This window comes from Ensifer sp. Root1252, from assembly GCF_001425885.1.
GTDB lineage: Bacteria > Pseudomonadota > Alphaproteobacteria > Rhizobiales > Rhizobiaceae > Ensifer > Ensifer canadensis.
Window position 1 is genome coordinate 63074 of record NZ_LMDT01000059.1, and the last position, 18986, is coordinate 82059.

At 63.1% G+C, this 18986-nt stretch carries 19 protein-coding genes; 16 read left to right on the top strand and 3 right to left on the bottom strand.

Annotated elements, in window-relative coordinates; genetic code table 11:
* Positions 1 to 894, bottom strand: coding sequence for a LysR family transcriptional regulator (locus ASD02_RS36025; protein ID WP_057220172.1), 894 nt, complete (start codon positions 892 to 894; stop codon positions 1 to 3).
* Between the two features lie 115 nt (positions 895 to 1009).
* Between ASD02_RS36025 and ASD02_RS36030 the strand changes: the two genes are divergently transcribed.
* The 9 genes from ASD02_RS36030 to ASD02_RS36070 all read left to right on the top strand — a co-directional run bounded on the left by ASD02_RS36030 (position 1010) and on the right by ASD02_RS36070 (position 9061).
* Complete coding sequence (locus ASD02_RS36030; protein WP_057220173.1) at positions 1010 to 1921, top strand: NmrA/HSCARG family protein; 912 nt, start codon at positions 1010 to 1012, stop codon at positions 1919 to 1921.
* Between the two features lie 25 nt (positions 1922 to 1946).
* Complete coding sequence (locus ASD02_RS36035) at positions 1947 to 2195, top strand: DUF2798 domain-containing protein (RefSeq protein WP_198956878.1); 249 nt, start codon at positions 1947 to 1949, stop codon at positions 2193 to 2195.
* Positions 2196 to 2324: 129 nt separating this feature from the next.
* Complete coding sequence (locus ASD02_RS36040; RefSeq protein WP_025428406.1) at positions 2325 to 3071, top strand: GntR family transcriptional regulator; 747 nt, start codon at positions 2325 to 2327, stop codon at positions 3069 to 3071.
* Positions 3072 to 3244: 173 nt separating this feature from the next.
* The gene (locus tag ASD02_RS40280) at positions 3245 to 3931 is read left to right on the top strand and encodes a putative N-acetylmannosamine-6-phosphate 2-epimerase (RefSeq protein ID WP_038577785.1); all 687 of its coding nucleotides are present in this window, start codon (positions 3245 to 3247) and stop codon (positions 3929 to 3931) included.
* Complete coding sequence (locus ASD02_RS40285; RefSeq protein WP_244445456.1) at positions 3928 to 4794, top strand: ROK family protein; 867 nt, start codon at positions 3928 to 3930, stop codon at positions 4792 to 4794. Before ASD02_RS40280 ends, ASD02_RS40285 begins: the two co-directional genes overlap by 4 nt.
* Before the next feature lie 28 nt (positions 4795 to 4822).
* Positions 4823 to 6136 carry an extracellular solute-binding protein gene (locus tag ASD02_RS36055; RefSeq protein WP_025428405.1) on the top strand — a complete coding sequence of 438 codons (1314 nt, stop codon included), beginning with the start codon at positions 4823 to 4825 and terminating at the stop codon, positions 6134 to 6136.
* A 137-nt stretch (positions 6137 to 6273) separates the two neighbouring features.
* Positions 6274 to 7161, top strand: a complete 888-nt coding sequence (locus ASD02_RS36060; protein ID WP_025428404.1) for a sugar ABC transporter permease — start codon at positions 6274 to 6276, stop codon at positions 7159 to 7161.
* Positions 7158 to 7979, top strand: a complete 822-nt coding sequence (locus ASD02_RS36065; RefSeq protein WP_025428403.1) for a carbohydrate ABC transporter permease — start codon at positions 7158 to 7160, stop codon at positions 7977 to 7979. The genes ASD02_RS36060 and ASD02_RS36065 overlap by 4 nt, the downstream gene beginning before the upstream one ends.
* Before the next feature lie 20 nt (positions 7980 to 7999).
* Positions 8000 to 9061, top strand: coding sequence for an ABC transporter ATP-binding protein (locus ASD02_RS36070; protein ID WP_057220174.1), 1062 nt, complete (start codon positions 8000 to 8002; stop codon positions 9059 to 9061).
* A gap of 23 nt (positions 9062 to 9084) precedes the next feature.
* On the opposite strand, the gene ASD02_RS36075 is transcribed toward ASD02_RS36070, so the two are convergent.
* Positions 9085 to 10125, bottom strand: a complete 1041-nt coding sequence (locus ASD02_RS36075) for a dipeptidase (RefSeq protein ID WP_057220175.1) — start codon at positions 10123 to 10125, stop codon at positions 9085 to 9087.
* A 287-nt stretch (positions 10126 to 10412) separates the two neighbouring features.
* On the opposite strand from ASD02_RS36075, the gene ASD02_RS36080 reads away from it, so the two are divergent.
* The 7 genes from ASD02_RS36080 to ASD02_RS36110 all read left to right on the top strand — a co-directional run bounded on the left by ASD02_RS36080 (position 10413) and on the right by ASD02_RS36110 (position 18036).
* Complete coding sequence (locus ASD02_RS36080; RefSeq protein ID WP_057220176.1) at positions 10413 to 12011, top strand: ABC transporter substrate-binding protein; 1599 nt, start codon at positions 10413 to 10415, stop codon at positions 12009 to 12011.
* Entirely contained in the window at positions 12008 to 13021 is a 1014-nt protein-coding gene (locus tag ASD02_RS36085; RefSeq protein WP_057207565.1) for an ABC transporter permease, read from the top strand. Before ASD02_RS36080 ends, ASD02_RS36085 begins: the two co-directional genes overlap by 4 nt.
* Positions 13018 to 13920 carry a nickel transporter permease gene (gene nikC, locus ASD02_RS36090; RefSeq protein WP_025428398.1) on the top strand — a complete coding sequence of 301 codons (903 nt, stop codon included), beginning with the start codon at positions 13018 to 13020 and terminating at the stop codon, positions 13918 to 13920. The genes ASD02_RS36085 and nikC overlap by 4 nt, the downstream gene beginning before the upstream one ends.
* 4 nt (positions 13921 to 13924) lie before the next feature.
* Positions 13925 to 14755, top strand: a complete 831-nt coding sequence (locus tag ASD02_RS36095) for an ABC transporter ATP-binding protein (protein ID WP_057220177.1) — start codon at positions 13925 to 13927, stop codon at positions 14753 to 14755.
* Positions 14752 to 15492 carry an ABC transporter ATP-binding protein gene (locus tag ASD02_RS36100; protein ID WP_025428396.1) on the top strand — a complete coding sequence of 247 codons (741 nt, stop codon included), beginning with the start codon at positions 14752 to 14754 and terminating at the stop codon, positions 15490 to 15492. The genes ASD02_RS36095 and ASD02_RS36100 overlap by 4 nt, the downstream gene beginning before the upstream one ends.
* Before the next feature lie 39 nt (positions 15493 to 15531).
* Positions 15532 to 17046 (top strand): serine hydrolase domain-containing protein, encoded by a 1515-nt coding sequence (locus ASD02_RS36105; RefSeq protein WP_025428395.1) that lies wholly within the window; start codon positions 15532 to 15534, stop codon positions 17044 to 17046.
* A gap of 87 nt (positions 17047 to 17133) precedes the next feature.
* Positions 17134 to 18036 (top strand): LysR substrate-binding domain-containing protein, encoded by a 903-nt coding sequence (locus tag ASD02_RS36110; RefSeq protein WP_057220178.1) that lies wholly within the window; start codon positions 17134 to 17136, stop codon positions 18034 to 18036.
* 77 nt (positions 18037 to 18113) lie between these two features.
* Here ASD02_RS36110 and ASD02_RS36115 read toward each other — a convergent pair whose 3' ends face one another.
* The gene (locus ASD02_RS36115) at positions 18114 to 18980 is read right to left on the bottom strand and encodes a D-amino-acid transaminase (protein ID WP_025428393.1); all 867 of its coding nucleotides are present in this window, start codon (positions 18978 to 18980) and stop codon (positions 18114 to 18116) included.
* Positions 18981 to 18986: the final 6 nt, after the last annotated feature.

The window sequence follows — 18986 nt, forward strand, 5'->3', positions numbered from 1 at the left end:
TCAGAGATGATCGAGTTTGAGCCGTTTGCTGAGGAGGTCGATAAATGTCCGGACCTTTGCCGTCGGCACCCTGCCCTCGCGCCACAGCACGTGGATCGGAACGGGCGCAGGCTCGAACTCTTGAAGTACAATCTCGACCCGACCCTCGGCGATCAAGTGCTCGATCTGCCAGAGCGGAGAGTAGCCAAGACCGAGCCCCTCGCAGACGGCGGCATAGATTGCCGTCATGGCGTTTACCCGCAACGGGCCGGCTACTTTGACCTCACGCGGCTTGCCGTCGATCGAGAACATCCACGCGCCGGGCCGGTCGCCACCTGAACGAACGACACAATTGTGCTGCTTGAGTTCATTTGGATGCATCGGCCGGCCATGGTCGGCGAAATAGGACGGCGTGCCGAAAACCACACGGCGCAGCGCGCCCAATCGCTTTCCCATCAGACCGGAGTCAGCAAGGTCTCCAATCCGCACCACCATGTCGAGCCCGCCGTCTGCGAGGTCGACGAACGCATCGGAAAGGTCGAGTTCGACCTCGACCTTTCGATGTTGCCGCATGTACTCGGCGACGATCGGCATCAGGAAGCGCGGGGCAAACAGCGCTGGCGCGCCGATCCGCAGCACGCCTGAAGGCTCCATCCGTCGCTGTGCCGCCTCAAGCCTGGCTTCGCGGATTTCATCGACGGCAGGTTTGATCCGGCGATAGAAGATTTCGCCAGCCTCGCTCGGCGTCGAGCGGCGCGTCGTGCGGTGGATGAGTTCCACGCCAATATCGTCTTCAAGAGCGGCAAGCGCACGGCTGACGGTTTGCAACGGCCGCGCAAGACGGCTGGCCGCAGCCGTCAGGCTGCCGAGTTCCACCACGGCGACGAACACTTCCAGGTCTTCGATACGGCTCATTCCATTATCCCGCTTTTGTAGAGAATAAATCGCATTTTTGGATGATTGTCCAAATTTTTGCCGAACGATAATCTGCGTTCACATTGAAGTGACGAGCACAGGAAGGCGAAATCGCATGACAGCGAGAGGCAAGAAAGCGACCGGAAATAGGATACTTGTCGTCGGGGCAACCGGCCGGTTTGCCGGGCTTGTCATGCCCGAACTGGTCCGCCGCGGCGCCGTCTTGCGCGCCCTGATCAGGGATCAGTCCAATATCGGCCTGGCGCAATCACTTGGCGCCCGACAGGTTGCGGTCGGCGACCTTAGAGATCGCGACAGCCTCGACATCGCACTGCAGGGCGTCGACGGCGTCTTTCATCTCGGACCGGCTTTCGCGCCGGACGAAACGGCGATGGGCATCGCGATGGTCGACGCGTCGGTCCGTGCGGGCGTGAGGAAGTTCCTCTTCTCCTCGGTCATTCAGCCGACGAACACGCGGCTGAAGAACCATGCTGCCAAGATACCGGTCGAGGATGCGCTCTATTCGTCCAATCTCGAATACACCATCCTGCACCCGGCAAACTTCATGCAGAACATCCGCTCAGCCTGGCCGACCGTCGTCGAACAGGGCGTCTTTTCCGAACCCTTTCCGAAGACCGCGCGTGTGGCACGCGTCGACTATCGTGACGTCGCCGAGGTGGCGGCGATCGCGCTGACCGAGGACCGGCTCGCCTACGCCAGCCTCGAGCTCTGCGCCGATGGTCGCCACAACAGGGAAGAGATCGCCGAGATGATGGCAAAGGCGCTTGGCCGGCCGATCGCGGCCGGTGAGATCGGCTTCCACGAATGGGCCGCTCCGGCGCGGGCAAAATACACCGAGCACCAGCTAGGCCTGCTCGCCAAGGTTTATGAGCACTACGCAGCCGTCGGCCTTGGCGGCAACAGCCTGTCGCTCAGGGCCGCTCTTGGGCGGGAACCCCGGAGCCTGCAGTCCTTCATCGAAGAGCTGGCGGCCGGCGCCAATCCCCGCCTTCAGCCCCACGCCTGAACCTTGAAACCGGAGCATGACCCAAATGCCGAAGAAACTTCCTCCGCGCTATAACGCCGTCGCCATGCCACTGGTGCTGTCGGTGCTGATGTCCTGCCTCGTCTCGGCCGTCTCGACCACGGCCAATGCCGGCTTCAGAGCCGATCTGTTCTCCCTGTGGATGAAGGCCTGGGGCATTTCGTGGCTGGTGGCGTTTCCAAGCCTGCTGCTCGTGCTGCCACTGGTACGCCTCATCGTCGCGGCGATCGTGCAGGCACCGCAGGCCAGACGTTGAGTCTGGCTTGATAAACGGTCGAGCCGTGCACCGACTTGGTAAAAGCCGTAAAATTCGGCCCCCAGTACAATACCAGTTTAACACCGGGCAAAAATATTGCATAAGGAGGCATCTCAAGCAGGTGTCTCCATGAGCGATCAGGCAACTCTCGATTTTCTGTTGCAGACCATGTCCGGCGAGAGCGGCGAGCCGCTCTACCGCCGGCTCGGCGAAGCGATCAAGGCGGCGATCGGCGCCTCCGTCATACGGCATGGTGCAGTCATTCCGAGCGAGCGGGACCTGAGCGAGGGTCTGGCGATATCGCGCGTGACAGTGAGAAAAGCCATTGAGGGCCTGGTCGCCGAAGGGCTATTGGATCGGCGCCAGGGCGCAAAGACCGTCGTCTCTTCGCGTGTCGAAAAATCGCTGGCGACGATGACAAGCTTTTCGGAGGATATGCGGTCGCGCGGGCTCGAACCCGGATGCGTCTGGATTTCGCGGGAGATCAGCCGCCCGTCGCCGGCAGAGATGATGGCGCTCGGCATTCCCGTCAGCGAAAAGATCGTTCGCCTGCGGCGGCTGCGCACCGCCGACAACACCCCGATTGCCATCGAGACCGCGGCACTCCCCGCCCGTTTCGTGCCGCAGCCTGAGGCGATCGGCGCCTCGCTCTACGAGTATCTGGCCGCCCATGGCGCCCTTCCCGTCCGGGCGCTGCAGCGCATGCAGGCAAAGCCGGCGAGCGAGGAAGAACGCCGCCTGCTCGCGACACCCGAAGGCACCAGCCTTTTGATCATGGAGCGCCGCTGCTTCCTCGCCGACGGCCAGATCGTCGAGTTTACCCAGACCAAATATCGCGGCGACGTCTACGACTTCGTCATCGAATTGATGCGATAATACCAGTTTAATTCCTGTTGCAATCTGGTCTTTCCCTGTTACCGTAATGGCCTGATCGGGTCGCAACGGTACGGGCTGACACAGCCTCAAAGCCATGATGCGGCCGAGTAGCAAATGCGTGCGGGGAGCGGCTGATATCGCCAAAGGTCGTTACCCGCGCCAGAGGAGCCGGCGTGACATTCGAGATCCAAAGCCTGAAGAACGGACTGATCGTTTCCTGCCAGCCGGTCAAAGGCGGCGTCATGGACAACGCGGCGATGGTCGTCGGCTTCGCCTTGGCGGCGCTTAATGGCGGTGCGGCGGCGCTCCGGATCGAATCTGCCGACTACGTCCGCGCCGTTCGCCAGGCGACCGACCGGCCGATCATCGGCCTCGTCAAGCGCGACCTGACGACCTCGCCTGTTCGCATCACGCCGCTGATCGAGGATGTAGATGCATTGGCCGCGGCGGGCGCGGATATCATCGCCTATGACGCCACGCAACGGACGCGCCCGGTCGAGACCAGGCGCCTGATCGAGCGCATCCAGGCAACTGGAAAGATCGCCATGGCCGATTGCTCTGTCAGCAGCGACGCGGCGCAGGCCTTGCGCGAAGGCGCCGAAATCGTCGGCTCGACACTCGCCGGCTACACCGGACCGGTGGAGCCGACCGAACCGGACTTCGCGCTCATTGCCGCCATGCGCAGGCTCACACCCTTCGTCGTTGCGGAAGGCTGCGTCCGCACCCCGGAACAGGCGTCGCAAGCGCTGCGGGTCGGCGCCTTCACCGTCGTTGTCGGCTCCGCCATTACCCGGCCGGAACACGTGACCTCCTGGTTCCGCACAGCGCTCGACGAAACCCTGGCATCGAGCGGGGCATGAATGTGATGGCGCAGGCGCAGGCCACCCTCTCCATCGACCTTGGCGGCACGAAGATGCTGGCGGCGCTGGTGCGCGACCGGACCGTTCTCGAAACGCACAAGATGGCGACACCCCGCGGCGGCGATCCGGCCGAATGGCTGCAGGCTTTGTTCGACGCCATCGCCATGTGGAACGGTCGCTACGACAAGGTCGGCGTCGCCGTTACCGGCATCGTCGACGATGGCCATTGGTCGGCGCTCAACCGCAACACGCTCGATATCCCCGATCGCTTCCCGCTGACCGACGTGGTCGCGGCACTTTCGGGCTCGCCCGTCCTTGCCGCCAACGACGCCCAGGCGGCGGCCTGGGGCGAGTTCAGCTTCGGCGCCGGCCGGCGCGAGGACATGGTTTTCCTCACGGTTTCAACAGGCATTGGTGGCGGCATCGTCGTCAACGGCCGTCTGCTCGGGGGCCTTGCCGGGCACTTTGGCCAGTTCCGCCTTGATGAGGCGACGCACCATACGCTCGAAGACCAGGTTTCCGGCCATTGGATAGCCGGGGAGGCCAGCGTCCATCAAAAGGATGCCACCGCCCGCGAGGTCTTTGCAGCGGCCGACGCCGGGCAGGAGTGGGCGCGCCGGATCGTCGAGGCCTCGGCACGCCAAACGGCTTTGCTGTGCCGCAATATTCAACTCGCGCTCGATCCGAAGCGCATCGTCATCGGCGGCGGCATTGGGCTGGCGCCGGGCTACCTGACATCCATCGAGCGCGCGCTGGGCGACCTTCCGCCGCGCCTCAAGCCATCGATCCACGCCGCCGAACTCGGGGAGAACGCTGGCGTGGTCGGAATCGCAGATCTTGCAGAGCGTCAACAACAACTTTGAGGGAGAACCAAAGATGACACTTGCGACCATGAAACGAGGAGCGCTGCTCGCAGCCAGTATCGCCGGCCTTCTGGCAAGCCCGACACTGGCAGAAGTCACCGTGCTCGGCTGGCCCGGCGGCCCGGAGGAAGTGGCGCTGCGCGCCGCCGCTGACACCTACAACGCAAAGCCCGACGTTGCCGACAAGGACAAGGTCGAGCTGCTGTTCTTCAACCGTGAGGGCTTCTGGGACAAGCTGCAGGCCGACCTTGCCGCCGGCTCCAAGGCATTCGACCTCAACCTGCTCGCCACCTACTCGATCGGCCGCTACGCGCCGTTCATGGAGCCGGTCGTACTGTCTGAAGAGGCCAAGGCCGTCTATGGCGACTCGGTGCTTTCGACGATGCAGTATGAAGGCAAGCAGTACGGCGTGCCGACCGACCTGTCGCTGCATTTCATGTACTTCCGCAAGGACCTCATCGACGCCCTGATGAAGGACGATGCGGCAAAGGCGAAATATGCGGAGATCTCGGAGAAATACCTGGGCAAGAAGCTGGAGCCGAAGGCTCCGGACGAATGGACCTGGGACGACTATGCCGCAACGGCGCTTTACTTCACGCAAGCCGTCAATCCGGACAGCCCGACGCGCTACGGCACCGTGCTGCAGCTCAAGAACCTGCTGTTCAACATCATGATCTGGCAGTCGGTGCCGCGTGCCTACGGCGCCAACTGGATGGACGACAGCGGCAAGATCACCGTCAATTCCGACGCCTATCGCAAGGGCCTGGAAATCTACAAGCTGCTCTACGACAACGGCGCAACCCCGCGCGACTCGCTCTCCTACGAGTTTGCGGAAGCGAACGCGGCCTTTGCTTCCGGTCAGGTGGCGGCCATGCTGCAATGGAACGCCGCCGCCGGCGATCTGACCAGTAAGGAAAAGTCACCCACTGTGGCCGAGGTCACCGATACCGTAGCCCCTCCCGCCGGTCCGGAAGGGCGCTTCACCCATATCCACGGCCTCGGCTTCGGTCTCAACAAGAACGCCGAGAACAAGGAAGGGGCGGCCCTGTTCCTGAAATGGCTGTCTTCGAAAGAAGCGGCGCTGATCTATGCCAGGAACAACGGCGCACCGGCGTTGACACCCGAGGTGGTCGCCGAAGTCGCGGAAGCACGGCCGGATCTGGTCAAGCTCGGCGAATTCGCCGGCAAGTACGGTTACGTCATGAACGGCGGCACCTCGGCCAAGGCGCTGTCGGTCTATGAACTGCAGGCCAAGGAGTTCACCGGTTACTGGTCCGGCCAGCAATCGATCGACGATGCGCTCGCCAATACCGAAAAGGGCATGGCCGAACTGCTGAAATAAGCGAAAGCACCGGCGGCGGGTGACTGTCGCCGGTGCCCTTCGGCAAGACCGGTAGTTAAGGAGTGACAGGCGCCCGCCGGGAACTGTCTCTCCGTGAGCCGCCGACACCCTAAGACAGGTAGACACAGATCGGTCCGATGACGAAAGCCTCGCAACGCCCCCTTGTCCAGGAATTCAGGTTACTCGCAACGCCCGTGGTGCTGTTCCTCCTTGTCTTTCTCGGCTTTCCCGCGATCGTCAACCTGATCTATTCGGTCTCCGACGTCTCGTTCGAGACGTTGCGCCAGCCCGAATTGTCCGGCTTCAAGAATTTCGCCGCCGTGTGGAGCGATAGCGCCTTCTGGCAGGCAAGCTGGTTCTCGTTCCGCTTTGGTCTTCTGACGGCCGCACTCGAATGCACACTCGGGCTTTTCCTCGCCATATTCCTGTCGCCGCTGATCGAGCGGCGCAGCTGGCTGATGGCGATCCTGATGCTGCCGCTGATGGTAGCGCCGGCGCTGGTCGGCCTGATGTATCGGCTCGTCCTACACGAGTTCGTCGGCCCCGTGCCCTATTATCTCTGGACCTATTTCGGCGCGAGCCTGTCGTTTCTCGGCCCCGGCTCAGCCTTCTGGACGCTCGTGGTCGTCGAGACGCTGCAGTGGACGCCGTTCGCGCTGCTGCTGTTCTACATGGCCTACCAGGCGATCCCCTCCGAGATCGCCGAAGCTTCGGCCATGGACGGCGCCAAGAGTCATCATCGGCTCTGGTACATCGAATTGCCCTTGATGCTGCCGACGATCGTCGTGGCCTTGCTCATCCGTTTCATCGACGGCTTCCGCGTCTTCGACAACGTCTATGTCCTGACCGGCAGCGGCCCCGGCGGCTCGACGGCATCGCTGTCGATCTACATCTACGAGGCGTTCTTCAAGCAGGGTGCCATCGGCAAGGCGGTCGCCGCCTCGGTGATCCTGTTCGTCGTCTCCTTTGCCGTCCTCTACGGCCTCAATTTCATTGCCAGCCGGCGGAAGGGAGCGGCCCGATGATGACAGCACTTCGCTGGCTGGTATTTGCGATCGCCGCATTCGCCATGAACTTTCCGATCCTGGTGACCCTTTCGACCTCGTTCAAGAGCACCAGAGAGCTGTCGACCAATCCCGGCCTTTGGGTGCAGTCGCCAACGCTCGACAACTATCTCGCGGTCTTCCAGGTGACGGACCGGTTGAACATCTTCCTCTATCTGTTCAACAGCCTCTCGGTCGCCTTGATCGGCACGTTGCTGGCGGTGGCGCTCGCCCTTCCCGCGGCTTACGCGATTGCCCGCGGCCGGCTCGGCGAGCGGACGCTGCTGCCGTTCATCGTCAACCTGCGCGCCGTTCCGCTCATCATCTTCGCGATCCCGCTCTATATGATGTTCCAGTGGCTGGCGCTGCTCGACACCCGTCTCGGCCTCGGGCTGATCCTGACCATCGTCAACCTGCCGCTGGCGCTCGTTATCCTCGTCAACGCCATCCGTGACCTGCCGGCCGAGCTCGACGAGGCCGCGCTCATGGATGGCGCCAGCCGGACGCAGATCCTCTTCAAGGTGATCGCCCCTGTCTGCCGCCCTGCCATCGTCACCAGCCTGATCTTCGGCTTCATCACCGCCTGGAACGAGTTCCTGTTCGGCCTGATGCTGACGACGTCCAAGGCCGTACCAATCACCGTCGGCGCCTCGTTCTTCTTCGCCGCCAGCGGCGGCGGCGTGCAATGGGGCGTGGCGTCTGCCGTGATGATCGTCGGCGCGCTTCCCCCGGTCCTGCTCGGCCTCATCATGTATCGCCAGATCAGCGGCTCGATGACAGCAGGCGCGGTCAAGGGCTGACCTTTATTTCGGAGACAACCATGGCTACGATTTCACTTAAAAAGGCCGGCAAGCAATACGGCAACCTGGAGATCATCCGCGAACTCGACCTCGACATCGCCGACGGCGAATTCGTCGTCATCGTCGGCCCTTCCGGCTGCGGTAAGTCCACACTGCTGCGCATGATCGCCGGGCTGGAGGAGACCACCTCCGGCCAGCTCTTCATCGACGGCCGCGACGTGACTGCGGCCTCCCCGATCGAGCGCAAGCTCGCTATGGTGTTCCAGTCCTACGCGCTCTACCCGCACATGACGGTCCGCCGCAACATGGGGTTCGGCCTCAAGCTGGCAAAGCTGCCCACTGGGCGGATCAAGGCCAAGGTCGAGGCGGCCGCCGAGACCTTGAAGCTCACCCACCTGCTCGAGCGTTACCCGAAGGAATTGTCCGGCGGCCAGCGCCAGCGCGTCGCGATCGGCCGAGCGATCGTTCGCGAACCCGTCGGTTTCCTCTTCGACGAGCCGCTCTCCAATCTCGATGCGGCGCTACGCGTCGACATGCGGCTCGAAATCGCCAAGCTGCACCGCACCCTCGGCGCGACGATGATCTACGTCACCCACGATCAGGTGGAGGCGATGACACTTGCCGACAGGATCGTGGTGATGAAGGACGGACGCATCATGCAGCAGGGCAGCCCGCAGGCGCTCTACCAGACGCCCGCCAATCTGTTTGTCGCCCAGTTCATCGGCAGTCCGAAGATGAACCTTCTGGCCTGCCAGCCCGGCGCTAGCGGGCTCGACCTATCCGGCGAAGGCAGCATTCAGCTGCGAGTATCCGGCGCTGCAGCGCCAGCGCATCTGGGCGCCCGGCCCGAACATCTGTCTCTGGTTTCGCCCGAAAGCGGCCATTGCCGGGGCACCGTCGAGGTCAGCGAATATCTTGGCGGCAACACCAGCGTCTTCGTGCGCGCCGGCAAACTCGGGTTGATCAACGTCAGCGCCCCCGCCGATACGCCCTATCGCATCGGCGAGACCGTGGGCATCAGTATTGATGCGGCGAGATCGTCGCTGTTCGACGAGGCAGGAGCAGCAATCGCAGCGAACTGATAAGGCTCGCTGCGCGCCCTATCTTACGCGCCCCAGGTCGTTTCCAGCACCCGGATCCAGTTGCCGTGGCAAACCTTGGCGAGCGTCGCCTCGTCGTAACCTCGCTTGCGGAGCACGTCGACCAGTTGCTGCAGGTCGGCCGCGTCGCGCATCGCCGCGGGGATCGTGGTGCCGTCAAAGTCGGAGCCGAGCGCGACATGATCGATGCCGATGCGGTTGGCGATGTAGTCGATGTGATCGGCCAAAAGCTCGAGGCTGGTGTCCGGGTTCTTGATGCCATCAGACCGCAAGAACAACACGCCGAAATTGATGCCGGCAAGGCCGCTGGTATCCTTGATGGCGTCGAGTTGGCGATCCGTGAGGTTGCGGCTGTGCGGGCAAAGCGCATGCACGTTGGAATGCGAGGCGACCAGCGGCGCATTGGACAGAGCGGCAATGTCCCAGAATCCCTGCTCGTTCATGTGCGACAGGTCGACCATGACCCTGAGCTCGTTGCACGCCCGGATCAGATCCTTGCCGCTTTCCGTCAGGCCGGGACCCATATCCGGCGACGACGGGAAACGGAACGGCACACCATAGGCAAAGATGTTCGGCCGGCTCCAGACAGGCCCGAGCGTGCGCAGGCCGGCGGCGTGCAGCACGTAAAGCGCATCGAGATCGGCGGCGAAGGCTTCGACACCTTCGACGTGGAGCACCGAGGCGAACACACCGTCGGCGATGGCCTGGCGGATATCGGCTGCCGACCGGCAGATCTTCAGACGGCCGCTCGCTCGCCGCTCAAGCCGCATGAGCAGGCTTGCCATGCCGAGCGTGCTCTTCAGCGCATCCTGCTGATCCGGCGTTGCGAAGTCGCCATTGGCATCCTTCTGCATGCTGGGCGACGCGACATAGACAGCGCAAAGACCACCGGCGAGCCCACCTTTTTCCGCCTTGACGAGATCGATATGACCGCTGCCGCCGCCGTCAACGAAGCGGGCCTCGGCGTCTGCCTGCTGCGAGTGCCACAAGCGGGACAACACATCGTTATGTCCATCGAAGACCGGAATTTTCGCCTGTGTTGCCAATTGGGGACCGCCTTTCAACTTGTTTGCCGCCCACGGCGGCCGACTGCGCACGACTCAAACTGGCCGTCGCGCGCGAACATAATCATCTGACAGCCCTAGGGGAAAGCCGTCCATCGGCGCAAATGCAAACCATGCATAGGCCCTGCCGAAATCGGAATTGGTAGCACCAAGCCATGTTGTGCTTAATCCGGCCACTAACAAGGGAACACGGTTGGCGGTGAGGTGAACTGCGAAAACCTCACGACGGCCGTTCGCATGACGTTAAGTCCGAGAAGGGGATATTTCCGATGATTTCCAGACGCAACCTGTTGATCGGCGGCGCTGCCGTGCCGTTTCTGTCCTATGTCAGCCTGGTTCCGGCCTTCGCCGAAACGCCGAAGGACATTCTGGTTGTCGCTCAGCAGCTCGACAACATGACCAGCCTCGATCCGCATGAGAGCTTCGAGGCAGTCGGCAGCGAAATCTGCGGCAATATCTACCAGAAGCTCGTTCATCCCAACCTTGATGATGCCAACAAGGTCGACCCGATCCTGGCTGAATCCTGGGAAACCGATGCCGACAGCAAGGTCTTCACCTTCAAGCTTCGCGCAGGCGCAACCTTTGCCAGCGGCGCGCCGGTTACGTCAGAAGATGCGGCCTTCTCGCTGCAGCGCGCCATCAAGATGAACAAAGGCCCGGCCTTCATCATCGCCCAGTTCGGCTTCACGCCGGAGAATGTCGAAGAGCGCATCGTCGCCGTCGATGCTTCGACCCTACGCCTGACGCTCGAGGTGCCGGCATCGCTCTCCTTCCTGCTCTACTGCCTCTCGGCCAATGTCGGCAGCATCGTCGAGAAGAAGGCCGCGCTCGAAAACGAAGTCGACGGCGACCTCGGCAACGCCTGGCTGCAGAAGAACACCGCCGGTTCGGGCGAGTTCGCGCTGCAGTCCTGGAAGCCGAGCGAGAGCGTCGCGCTGACGGTCAATCCGAACGGCCCCTACAAGGGCAATATCAAGCGCATCATCCTACGCCACGTTGCCGACCCGTCGTCGCAGCTGCTGATGCTGCAGAAGGGCGACGCCGACATCGCCCGCAACCTCAGCTCCGAACAGCTGCGCACCCTGCAGGGCGACGAGAACTACACGCTGGTTCGCAAGGGCGTCGCCTCGCTCGTGCTGATCTCGCTCAACCAGAAGCAGGCAAACCTCGCAAAGCCTGAGGTCTGGCAGGCGATCAAGCACGCACTTGACTACAAGGGCATGCAGGAAAACATCGTGCCCCTCACCCACAAGATCCACCAGAGCTTCCTGCCCGAGGGCTATCCGGGCGTCGTCAACGATACGCCGTTTACGAAGGATGTGGCCAGGGCCAAGGCGCTGATGGCCGAGGCGGGCCTCGAAGGCGGTTTCGACATCGTGATGGATCATTATTCGGCACAGCCCTATCCGGATCTGGCGCAGGCGATCCAGGCAAACCTTGCCGAAATCGGCATCCGCGTGCAGCTCCAGGCGGCCGAGAACCGCCAGGTGCTGACCAAGATGCGCGCCCGTGAGCACCAGATGGCGCTCTCGGCCTGGGGATCGGACTACTTCGACCCGCACGCCAATGCCGACGTCTTCAACATCAACCCCGACAATTCGGATGATGCCAAGTCGCGCCCCTTCCTGTGGCGCTCATCCTGGCAGGACGCCGAGATGGCAAAGAAGGCCGAGGCCGCCCGCGACGAGCAGGATCCGGCAAAGCGCATCGCGCTCTACGAGGAGCTGCAGCGCGCCCATATGGAGCACAGCCCCTTCATCTTCATGCTGCAGACGACGACCACGGCCGCCTGCCGCAAGTCTGTTGCCGGCATCCGGCTCGGCACGCTGTCGGACTCCCATTCCTATGCAGAGGCGTCCAAGGCTTGAACAAGCGTATCCGAAGCTTTTCCGCCACGTTGAGCAGCGTCTTCCTGACGCTGCTCGGCCTGACGATCGTCACCTTCATGATCGGCCGCGTCATGCCCGTCGACCCGGTGATTGCCGCGGTCGGCGACAACGCCTCCGAGGCGGTGATCACCCGCGCGCGCATCGAAATGGGCCTCGACCAGCCGCTGATCGTGCAGTTCTTCCGTTATCTCTGGCAATTGCTGCACGGTGATCTCGGCATCTCGATCCTGACACGCAACCCGGTTGCGACCGATATCGCCCGGTTCTTCCCGGCTACGCTGGAGCTGGCGACGGCGGCGCTGCTGCTGTCGGCGGCAATCGGCATTCCGCTCGGCGTCTGGGCGGCCGTCCGGCAGGGCAAGTTCGTCGATCAGGCGATCCGCGTCGTCTGCCTCGCCGGTCATTCCGTTCCGGTGTTCATGCTGTCGCTGATCTCGCTGTTGATCTTCTACGCGACGCTTGGCGTGGCACCGGGACCCGGCCGCCAGGACGTGATCTTCGACGGCATGATCGATCCGGTCACCGGCCTGTTGACGATCGATACACTGATCGCCGGCGACTGGGATGCTTTCCGTGACGCCGTGGCGCACATGGCGCAGCCGGTCTGCATTCTCGCCTATTTCAGCATGGCCTACATCACCCGCATGACCCGAGCCTTCATGGTCGATGCGCTGAAGGGCGAGTTCGTCATCACCGCGCGCGCCAAGGGTCTCTCCGCATCGACCGTCATCTGGAGCCACGCCTTCCCGACGGTAGCCGTGCAACTGGTGACAGTCTTGGCGCTGACCTATGCCGGACTTCTCGAAGGCGCCGTCGTTACCGAAACCGTGTTCAGCTGGCCGGGCCTCGGCCAATACCTGACGGTGTCGCTGATGAACGCCGACATGAACCCCGTGGTCGGAGCGACCCTTTTGATCGGCCTCATCTATGTCGGCCTCAACCTCATCGCCGACCTTCTCTATCGTGTACTGGATCCCCGCGTCCGATGATGCTTACGACCTTTCGAAACTGGGCGCTGGATGAAACGCCCGCCTCCCGCACCCAGGCCTCCTGGGGTCATCGCTATCGAATCTGGCTGAAGCTCAGGTCCAACCCGCTGGCGATGATCGGGCTGACGATCATCCTCGTCTTTTCGCTGCTTGCCGTGTTTGCGCCGGTACTGGCGCCGCACGATCCGGCGATCCAGAACCTGGCCAACCGGCTTGCCGCCCCAAGTGCTGCCCATTGGCTCGGCACCGACGAACTCGGCCGCGACATCTTCTCGCGCATCCTCTTCGGCGGTCGCGTGACGCTCGGCATGGTGGTTTCCGTGGTCGTTCTGGTGGCGCCGATCGGGCTCGCTGTCGGCTGCATTGCCGGTTATTTCGGCGGCATCGTCGATACGGTGCTGATGCGGGTCACCGACGTGTTTCTCGCCTTCCCGAGGCTCATTCTCGCGCTTGCCTTCGTCGCGGCGCTGAAGCCGGGCGTCGAAAGCGCCATCCTCGCCATCGCGCTCACAGCCTGGCCGCCCTATGCGCGTCTCGCCCGCGCCGAAACCATGACCGTGCGCCGCAGCGATTTCATCGCCGCCTGCCGGCTGACCGGTGCATCGCCATGGCGCATCATCATGCGCCATGCAGCGCCGCTCTGCGTGCCGAGCCTGATCGTGCGCATCACGCTCGACATGAGCTCGATCATCATCACCGCTGCAAGCCTCGGCTTCCTCGGCATGGGCGCGCAGCCGCCGTCACCGGAGTGGGGCGCGATGATTGCCACCGCCAAGCGATTCATCTTCGACCAGTGGTGGGTCGCCACCGTTCCCGGCATCGCGATCTTCCTCGTGTCGCTCGCCTTCAACTTTCTCGGCGACGGATTGCGCGACGTGCTCGATCCGAAGGGGGACTGAGACCATGCTGGTTGATATCAAGAACCTCCGCATCGCCTTCGAGAACCGCTCCTCGCGCTTCGAGGCGGTGCGCGGCATCTCGCTTTCACTCGGCGCAGAGAAACTCGGCATCGTCGGCGAGAGCGGCTCGGGCAAGAGCCTGACGGCACGGGCGCTGATGAAGCTGCTGCCCTCCAATGCCGCCACATCAGCCGACCGGCTCTCCTTCGACGGCATCGATTTGCTCTCTGCCTCGGAAAAGCAGATGCGCCAGATCCGTGGCAAGCGGGCGGGCTTCATCCTGCAGGATCCGAAATATTCGCTCAACCCGGTGATGAACATCGGCCGACAGGTGGCGGAAGCCTGGCGTGCCCACAAGGGCGGCAGCAAGAGGCAAGCGCTCGAGGCGGCGATCCATCTCCTCGACCAGGTTAAAATCCGCAATCCGCGCGAAGTCGCCGCCGCCTACCCGCACGAAGTCTCGGGCGGCATGGGCCAGCGGGTGATGATCGCGATGATGCTGGCACCCGATCCGGAGCTGCTGATTGCCGACGAACCGACGAGCGCGCTCGATGCGACCGTGCAGGCAGAAATCCTGCGGCTGATCGAGGAGCTGGTGTCGGAGCGCAACATGGGCCTCATTCTCATCAGCCACGACCTGCCGCTCGTGTCGCATTTCTGCGACCGCGTCGCGGTGATGTATTCCGGCCGCGTGATGGAAGAGCTGAAAGCGTCCGAGCTGCTGAACGCCCGCCACCCCTATACCAAGGGGCTTCTCAACTGCATGCCTTCCCTCACGCATCCCAGGGACCGGCTGCCTGTTCTCAACCGCGATGCATCGTGGCTCACCGCATGATCGACGTTGAAAATCTCCGCATAAGATTCGGCGACCGCGAAGTCGTCAAAGGTGTCTCGTTTTCGGTGAAGAAGGGCGACAGCTTCGGCATCGTCGGCGAAAGTGGCTCGGGCAAATCCACGATCCTCAGGGCGATGGCCGGGCTCAATGAAAGCTGGGCCGGTCGCATCGCCTTTGGCGGTGAAGCGGCGGCACTGAAGCGCCCACCCGCCTTCTTCCGCCGGGTGCAGATGGTGTTCCAGGATCCTTATGGCTCGCTGCATCCACGCCAGACAATCGATCGCATTCTCAGCGAATTGCCGCTCGTGCACGGCATGGACAATATCGACAAGCGGATCGTTCAGGCGCTGTCCGACGTGGCGCTGCCGCAGGCGGCCCGCTTCCGGTTTCCGCACCAGCTGTCCGGCGGCCAGCGTCAGCGGGTGGCGATCGCCCGGGCGCTGATTGCCGATCCGCAGGTGCTGCTGCTCGACGAGCCGACGAGTGCGCTCGACGTTTCGGTGCAGGCTGAGATCCTCAACCTATTGTCCGATCTTCGCGAAGCGCGAAATCTCACCTACATTCTCGTCAGCCACAACCTGGCGGTGATCGCCCACCTCTGCGGTCAGGTCGGCGTCATGCTGAACGGCGAAATGGTGGAGCAACTGAGCGCGCAGGACCTTCGAGCGGGCAAGACACACCATGCCCATACGACGGAGTTGCGTATGCTGAGCGTCGGGCTGGAAGAACCGGCCTGACTTCGCCCCTTGGTGACAACTAGGACAATGGAAGAAAACATGCCGGCACATTTCGATTGGCACGCCGCATCCGCCACAGCCGAAGGATTCGCCAAGCAGTGGGCGGAGAACGAACCGGGCGGCGCCATCGTCGGTTTCGACGATAGCGGCATCCGCTTTTCGCATGCGCGCGGCGTCGAAAGCCTGGCAACGTTTGCGCCATTCTCGGCCGAAAGCGTCGTTCGCTATGCCTCGGTCACCAAGCATTTCTTCTGTGCCATGGTGCTTGGCCATGACGACATCATCAAGCTCGACGACCGGCTTGGGCACCATCTGCCCGAACTCGTCTCGCCGCTTGCCGACGTGACGGTCGGCCAGGCGCTGGATATGAGCGGCGGCCTGCCGGATACGCGCGAATGCCTGTCCCTGCTCGGCCTCTCCGTCTACACGGACACACAGGCCGCACCGCTTCTGGCGTTTCTGGCGCGTCTGCGGCGGCTGAATTTCGATGCCGGCAGCGAGGTCTCCTACTCCAACACCGGTTATCGCCTCGTCGAGGCCGCGCTGGAGCGCAAGGGCTTTGCCTTCGACGACTTCATCCAGAACGACGTTGCCGGACCGCTCGGCGTCACCTTCAAGGCGCCCGACGTCTGGAACGATCCGGTCGCGAGCCTGGTGCCTGGTTATTGGCACTCTGGCGAGCGCTGGCAGCTTTCCGCCGCCGGCCTGCATATCTCCGCTTCCGGCAGCCTGACAGGAAGCGCCAATGCGCTCACTGCCTGGTTGCAGGCATTGATGGGCGGGCACGGTCGTTACGAAGGTTTGCTGGAAAGGTTGCAGACGACCCGTTTCCTGGCGGACGGACGGCCGAGCGGCTACAGCCTTGGCCTGCGCTCGTCGACGCTCGGTGAACGTAGCTTCGTCGGCCACGGCGGCTCACACCCCGGCTACAAGACTTACTTCCTGCTCGACCCCGAAAGCCGCTCGGGCTTCGTCGTCGTCTCCAACCGTGAGGACACCAACGGCAACAAGATCGCGCTCGAAAGCATGGCGGCGCTGACCGGCTTGCCGCTGCCAACACCGGCAGCCGGCATTCCCGACGGCCTCTATATCACCGAACAAGGTCCCTGGTGGCTGGAGATCAAGGGCAGCGTCTGCACCTATCTCGATGCCGACGACACGCTTTACGACGACGGCGACGGGTGGGTTTCCTCGCGCTCGGCCTCGTCGCCGATGCGGCTGCGGCTGGAGGGATCGGCGCTTGTCGGCGAGGCGGGCCATGCGGCGCGGCGGTTCCTGCCCGTCGCCGGCCAGCACGTTGTGCCGGCGTCTCTCTCCGGAGCGTGGCAGTCCCCTGAAGGGGCAGAGTTCGAGATCCGCGACGGGGCGGTGGTTATGGGTGTTGGCCCGGTGCGCAACGTCATGCCGCTGACGGCGCTCGGCAACGGTCGCTTCCTGTTCACGCTGCATGACGGCCCCTGGACGAAGCGTGTCTGCCTGCATGCCCTCGACGATAACCGGGTGGAACTGGTGCTCAACCGCGCGCGGATGATGGAATACCGCCGTCGGCCCTGATTTTTCTTGAAGCCTGTCGAACTGTGCCTAAAAGGGGTCAGGTTCCCGCTGCAAGGCGGGAAATGACGTTCTTCAGGAGTGCATGCGTTGGAAATCAAGTGGCTCGAAGACTTTCTGGCACTGGCGTGCACGCTCAATTTCTCGAAGGCGGCCGACGAACGGCACGTCACCCAATCCGCCTTCAGCCGCCGGATCAAGCAGCTCGAAGCCTGGGTCGGCGCGAGCCTTGTCGACCGCGCCACCTACCCCTCTCGGTTGACCGAGGCGGGCCTGAAATTCGTTCCGGTGGCGCAGGAGACCCTTCAGCACCTCTATCAATCCAGGCGCAACCTGCAGAAGGAAGAGGGCTCGGACGCCAAGACGATCAAGGTGACCGCGCTCCACACGCTCTCCTTCACCTTCTTTCCCGACTGGATGAACCGCATCAACAGGAAGGCCGGCCCGGTCTTCTCGCGGCTTCGCCCTGACTCCGGCAGCATGGAGGAGAACCTCAACTCACTGGTCGATGGCTCGTGCGACTTCCTCCTGACCTATGCCCACACCCAGGTGCCGCTGCTCCTGGACCCGCAGGCGTTCGAACACCGCTTGCTCGGCCATGAAAAGATCATCCCGGTTTCGGCGCCTATCGAAACCGGAGCGGCCGCGCACCTGCTGGAGGGCGGTGCAAAGCCCTTCCCTCATATCAGCTACGAGAAGTCGTCATTCTTCGGGCAATTGCTGGGAGAGCTGGTCGGCGCCGACCTGCCGCCCTTTCAGCGCGTGCATGAGGGCAGCATGTCCGTCGGCCTGAAAGCGATGGCGCAGGCCGGCTGGGGCATTGCCTGGGTGCCGGAAAGCCTGATGACCGCAGAGCTTTCGTCCGGCACGCTGGTGCGCGCCGCCGATCCCCGTTGGGATATCAGCGTCGAAATCCGGCTCTATCGCGCCAAGGACAACCGGCGCCCCGTCGTCGGCCGTATCTGGCAGTCGCAAGAAGCGGCTGCCCTTTGAGGAAGGTATGAAGCGGTTCCGGTCAGGATTCGCTTCGCACTCCTGTCCCATCGACTGCCCCTCCCGCTAATCGGCCGCTAGATCGCCGTACGGCGGGCATTTTCCAGATAGAGTTCACGCAGCCGCTTGACCATCGGTCCGGGCACGCCGTCGCCGACAGGCTTTCCGTCGATGCGCGTCACGGAGACGACGAAGTTCGACGCGCTCGTCAGGCATGCCTCGCGGGCGCCCAGCGCCTCATCGAGCGAAAACGGCCGCTCCTCGATCGTAAGCCCCTGCTCGCGCGCCAGTTCCAGCGCGGCAAGGCGCGTGCAGCCGGGCAACGTCGCACTGCTGTTGCCGCGGGTAACGATCCTGCCGTCGTCGGTAACGATATAGGCGGTGGAGGACGCGCCTTCGGTCACCAACCCGTCCTCGATCATCCAGGCTTCGTCGCAGCCTTCGGCCTTGGCGATGCGCTTCGCCATCACCTGCGGCAAGAGACATACGCTCTTGATATCGCGTCGCGCCCAGCGCTGGTCGGCGACCGATTTGACGGAAACACCGTTGTCTACCGCTGCGACGTGCTCGAGCGTCTTGACCTGGGTGAAGAGCAGCAGCGTCGGCTTGATCTCTCCTGAAAACAGGAAGTTGCGATCCTCGGCGCCGCGCGTGAGTTGCAGATAGACCACGCCCTCGACGAGGTTGTTCTCGCGCACCAACCGGCGCTCGATCTCGACGATCTCGGAAACGGGGACCGGAAGCGGCACGTCGATCTCGCGGGCGGAGCGTTCGAGCCGCGCCATATGCAGCGCGCTGTCGATAAGCTTGCCTTCGAGCACGGCGGTCACTTCATAGATCCCGTCGCCGAACAGGAAACCGCGGTCGAAGACCGAAAGATGCGCCGCGTGCTCGGAAACGAACTCGCCGTTCAGATAAACGATACGGCCGGTCGGGTTGGACATGGTAAC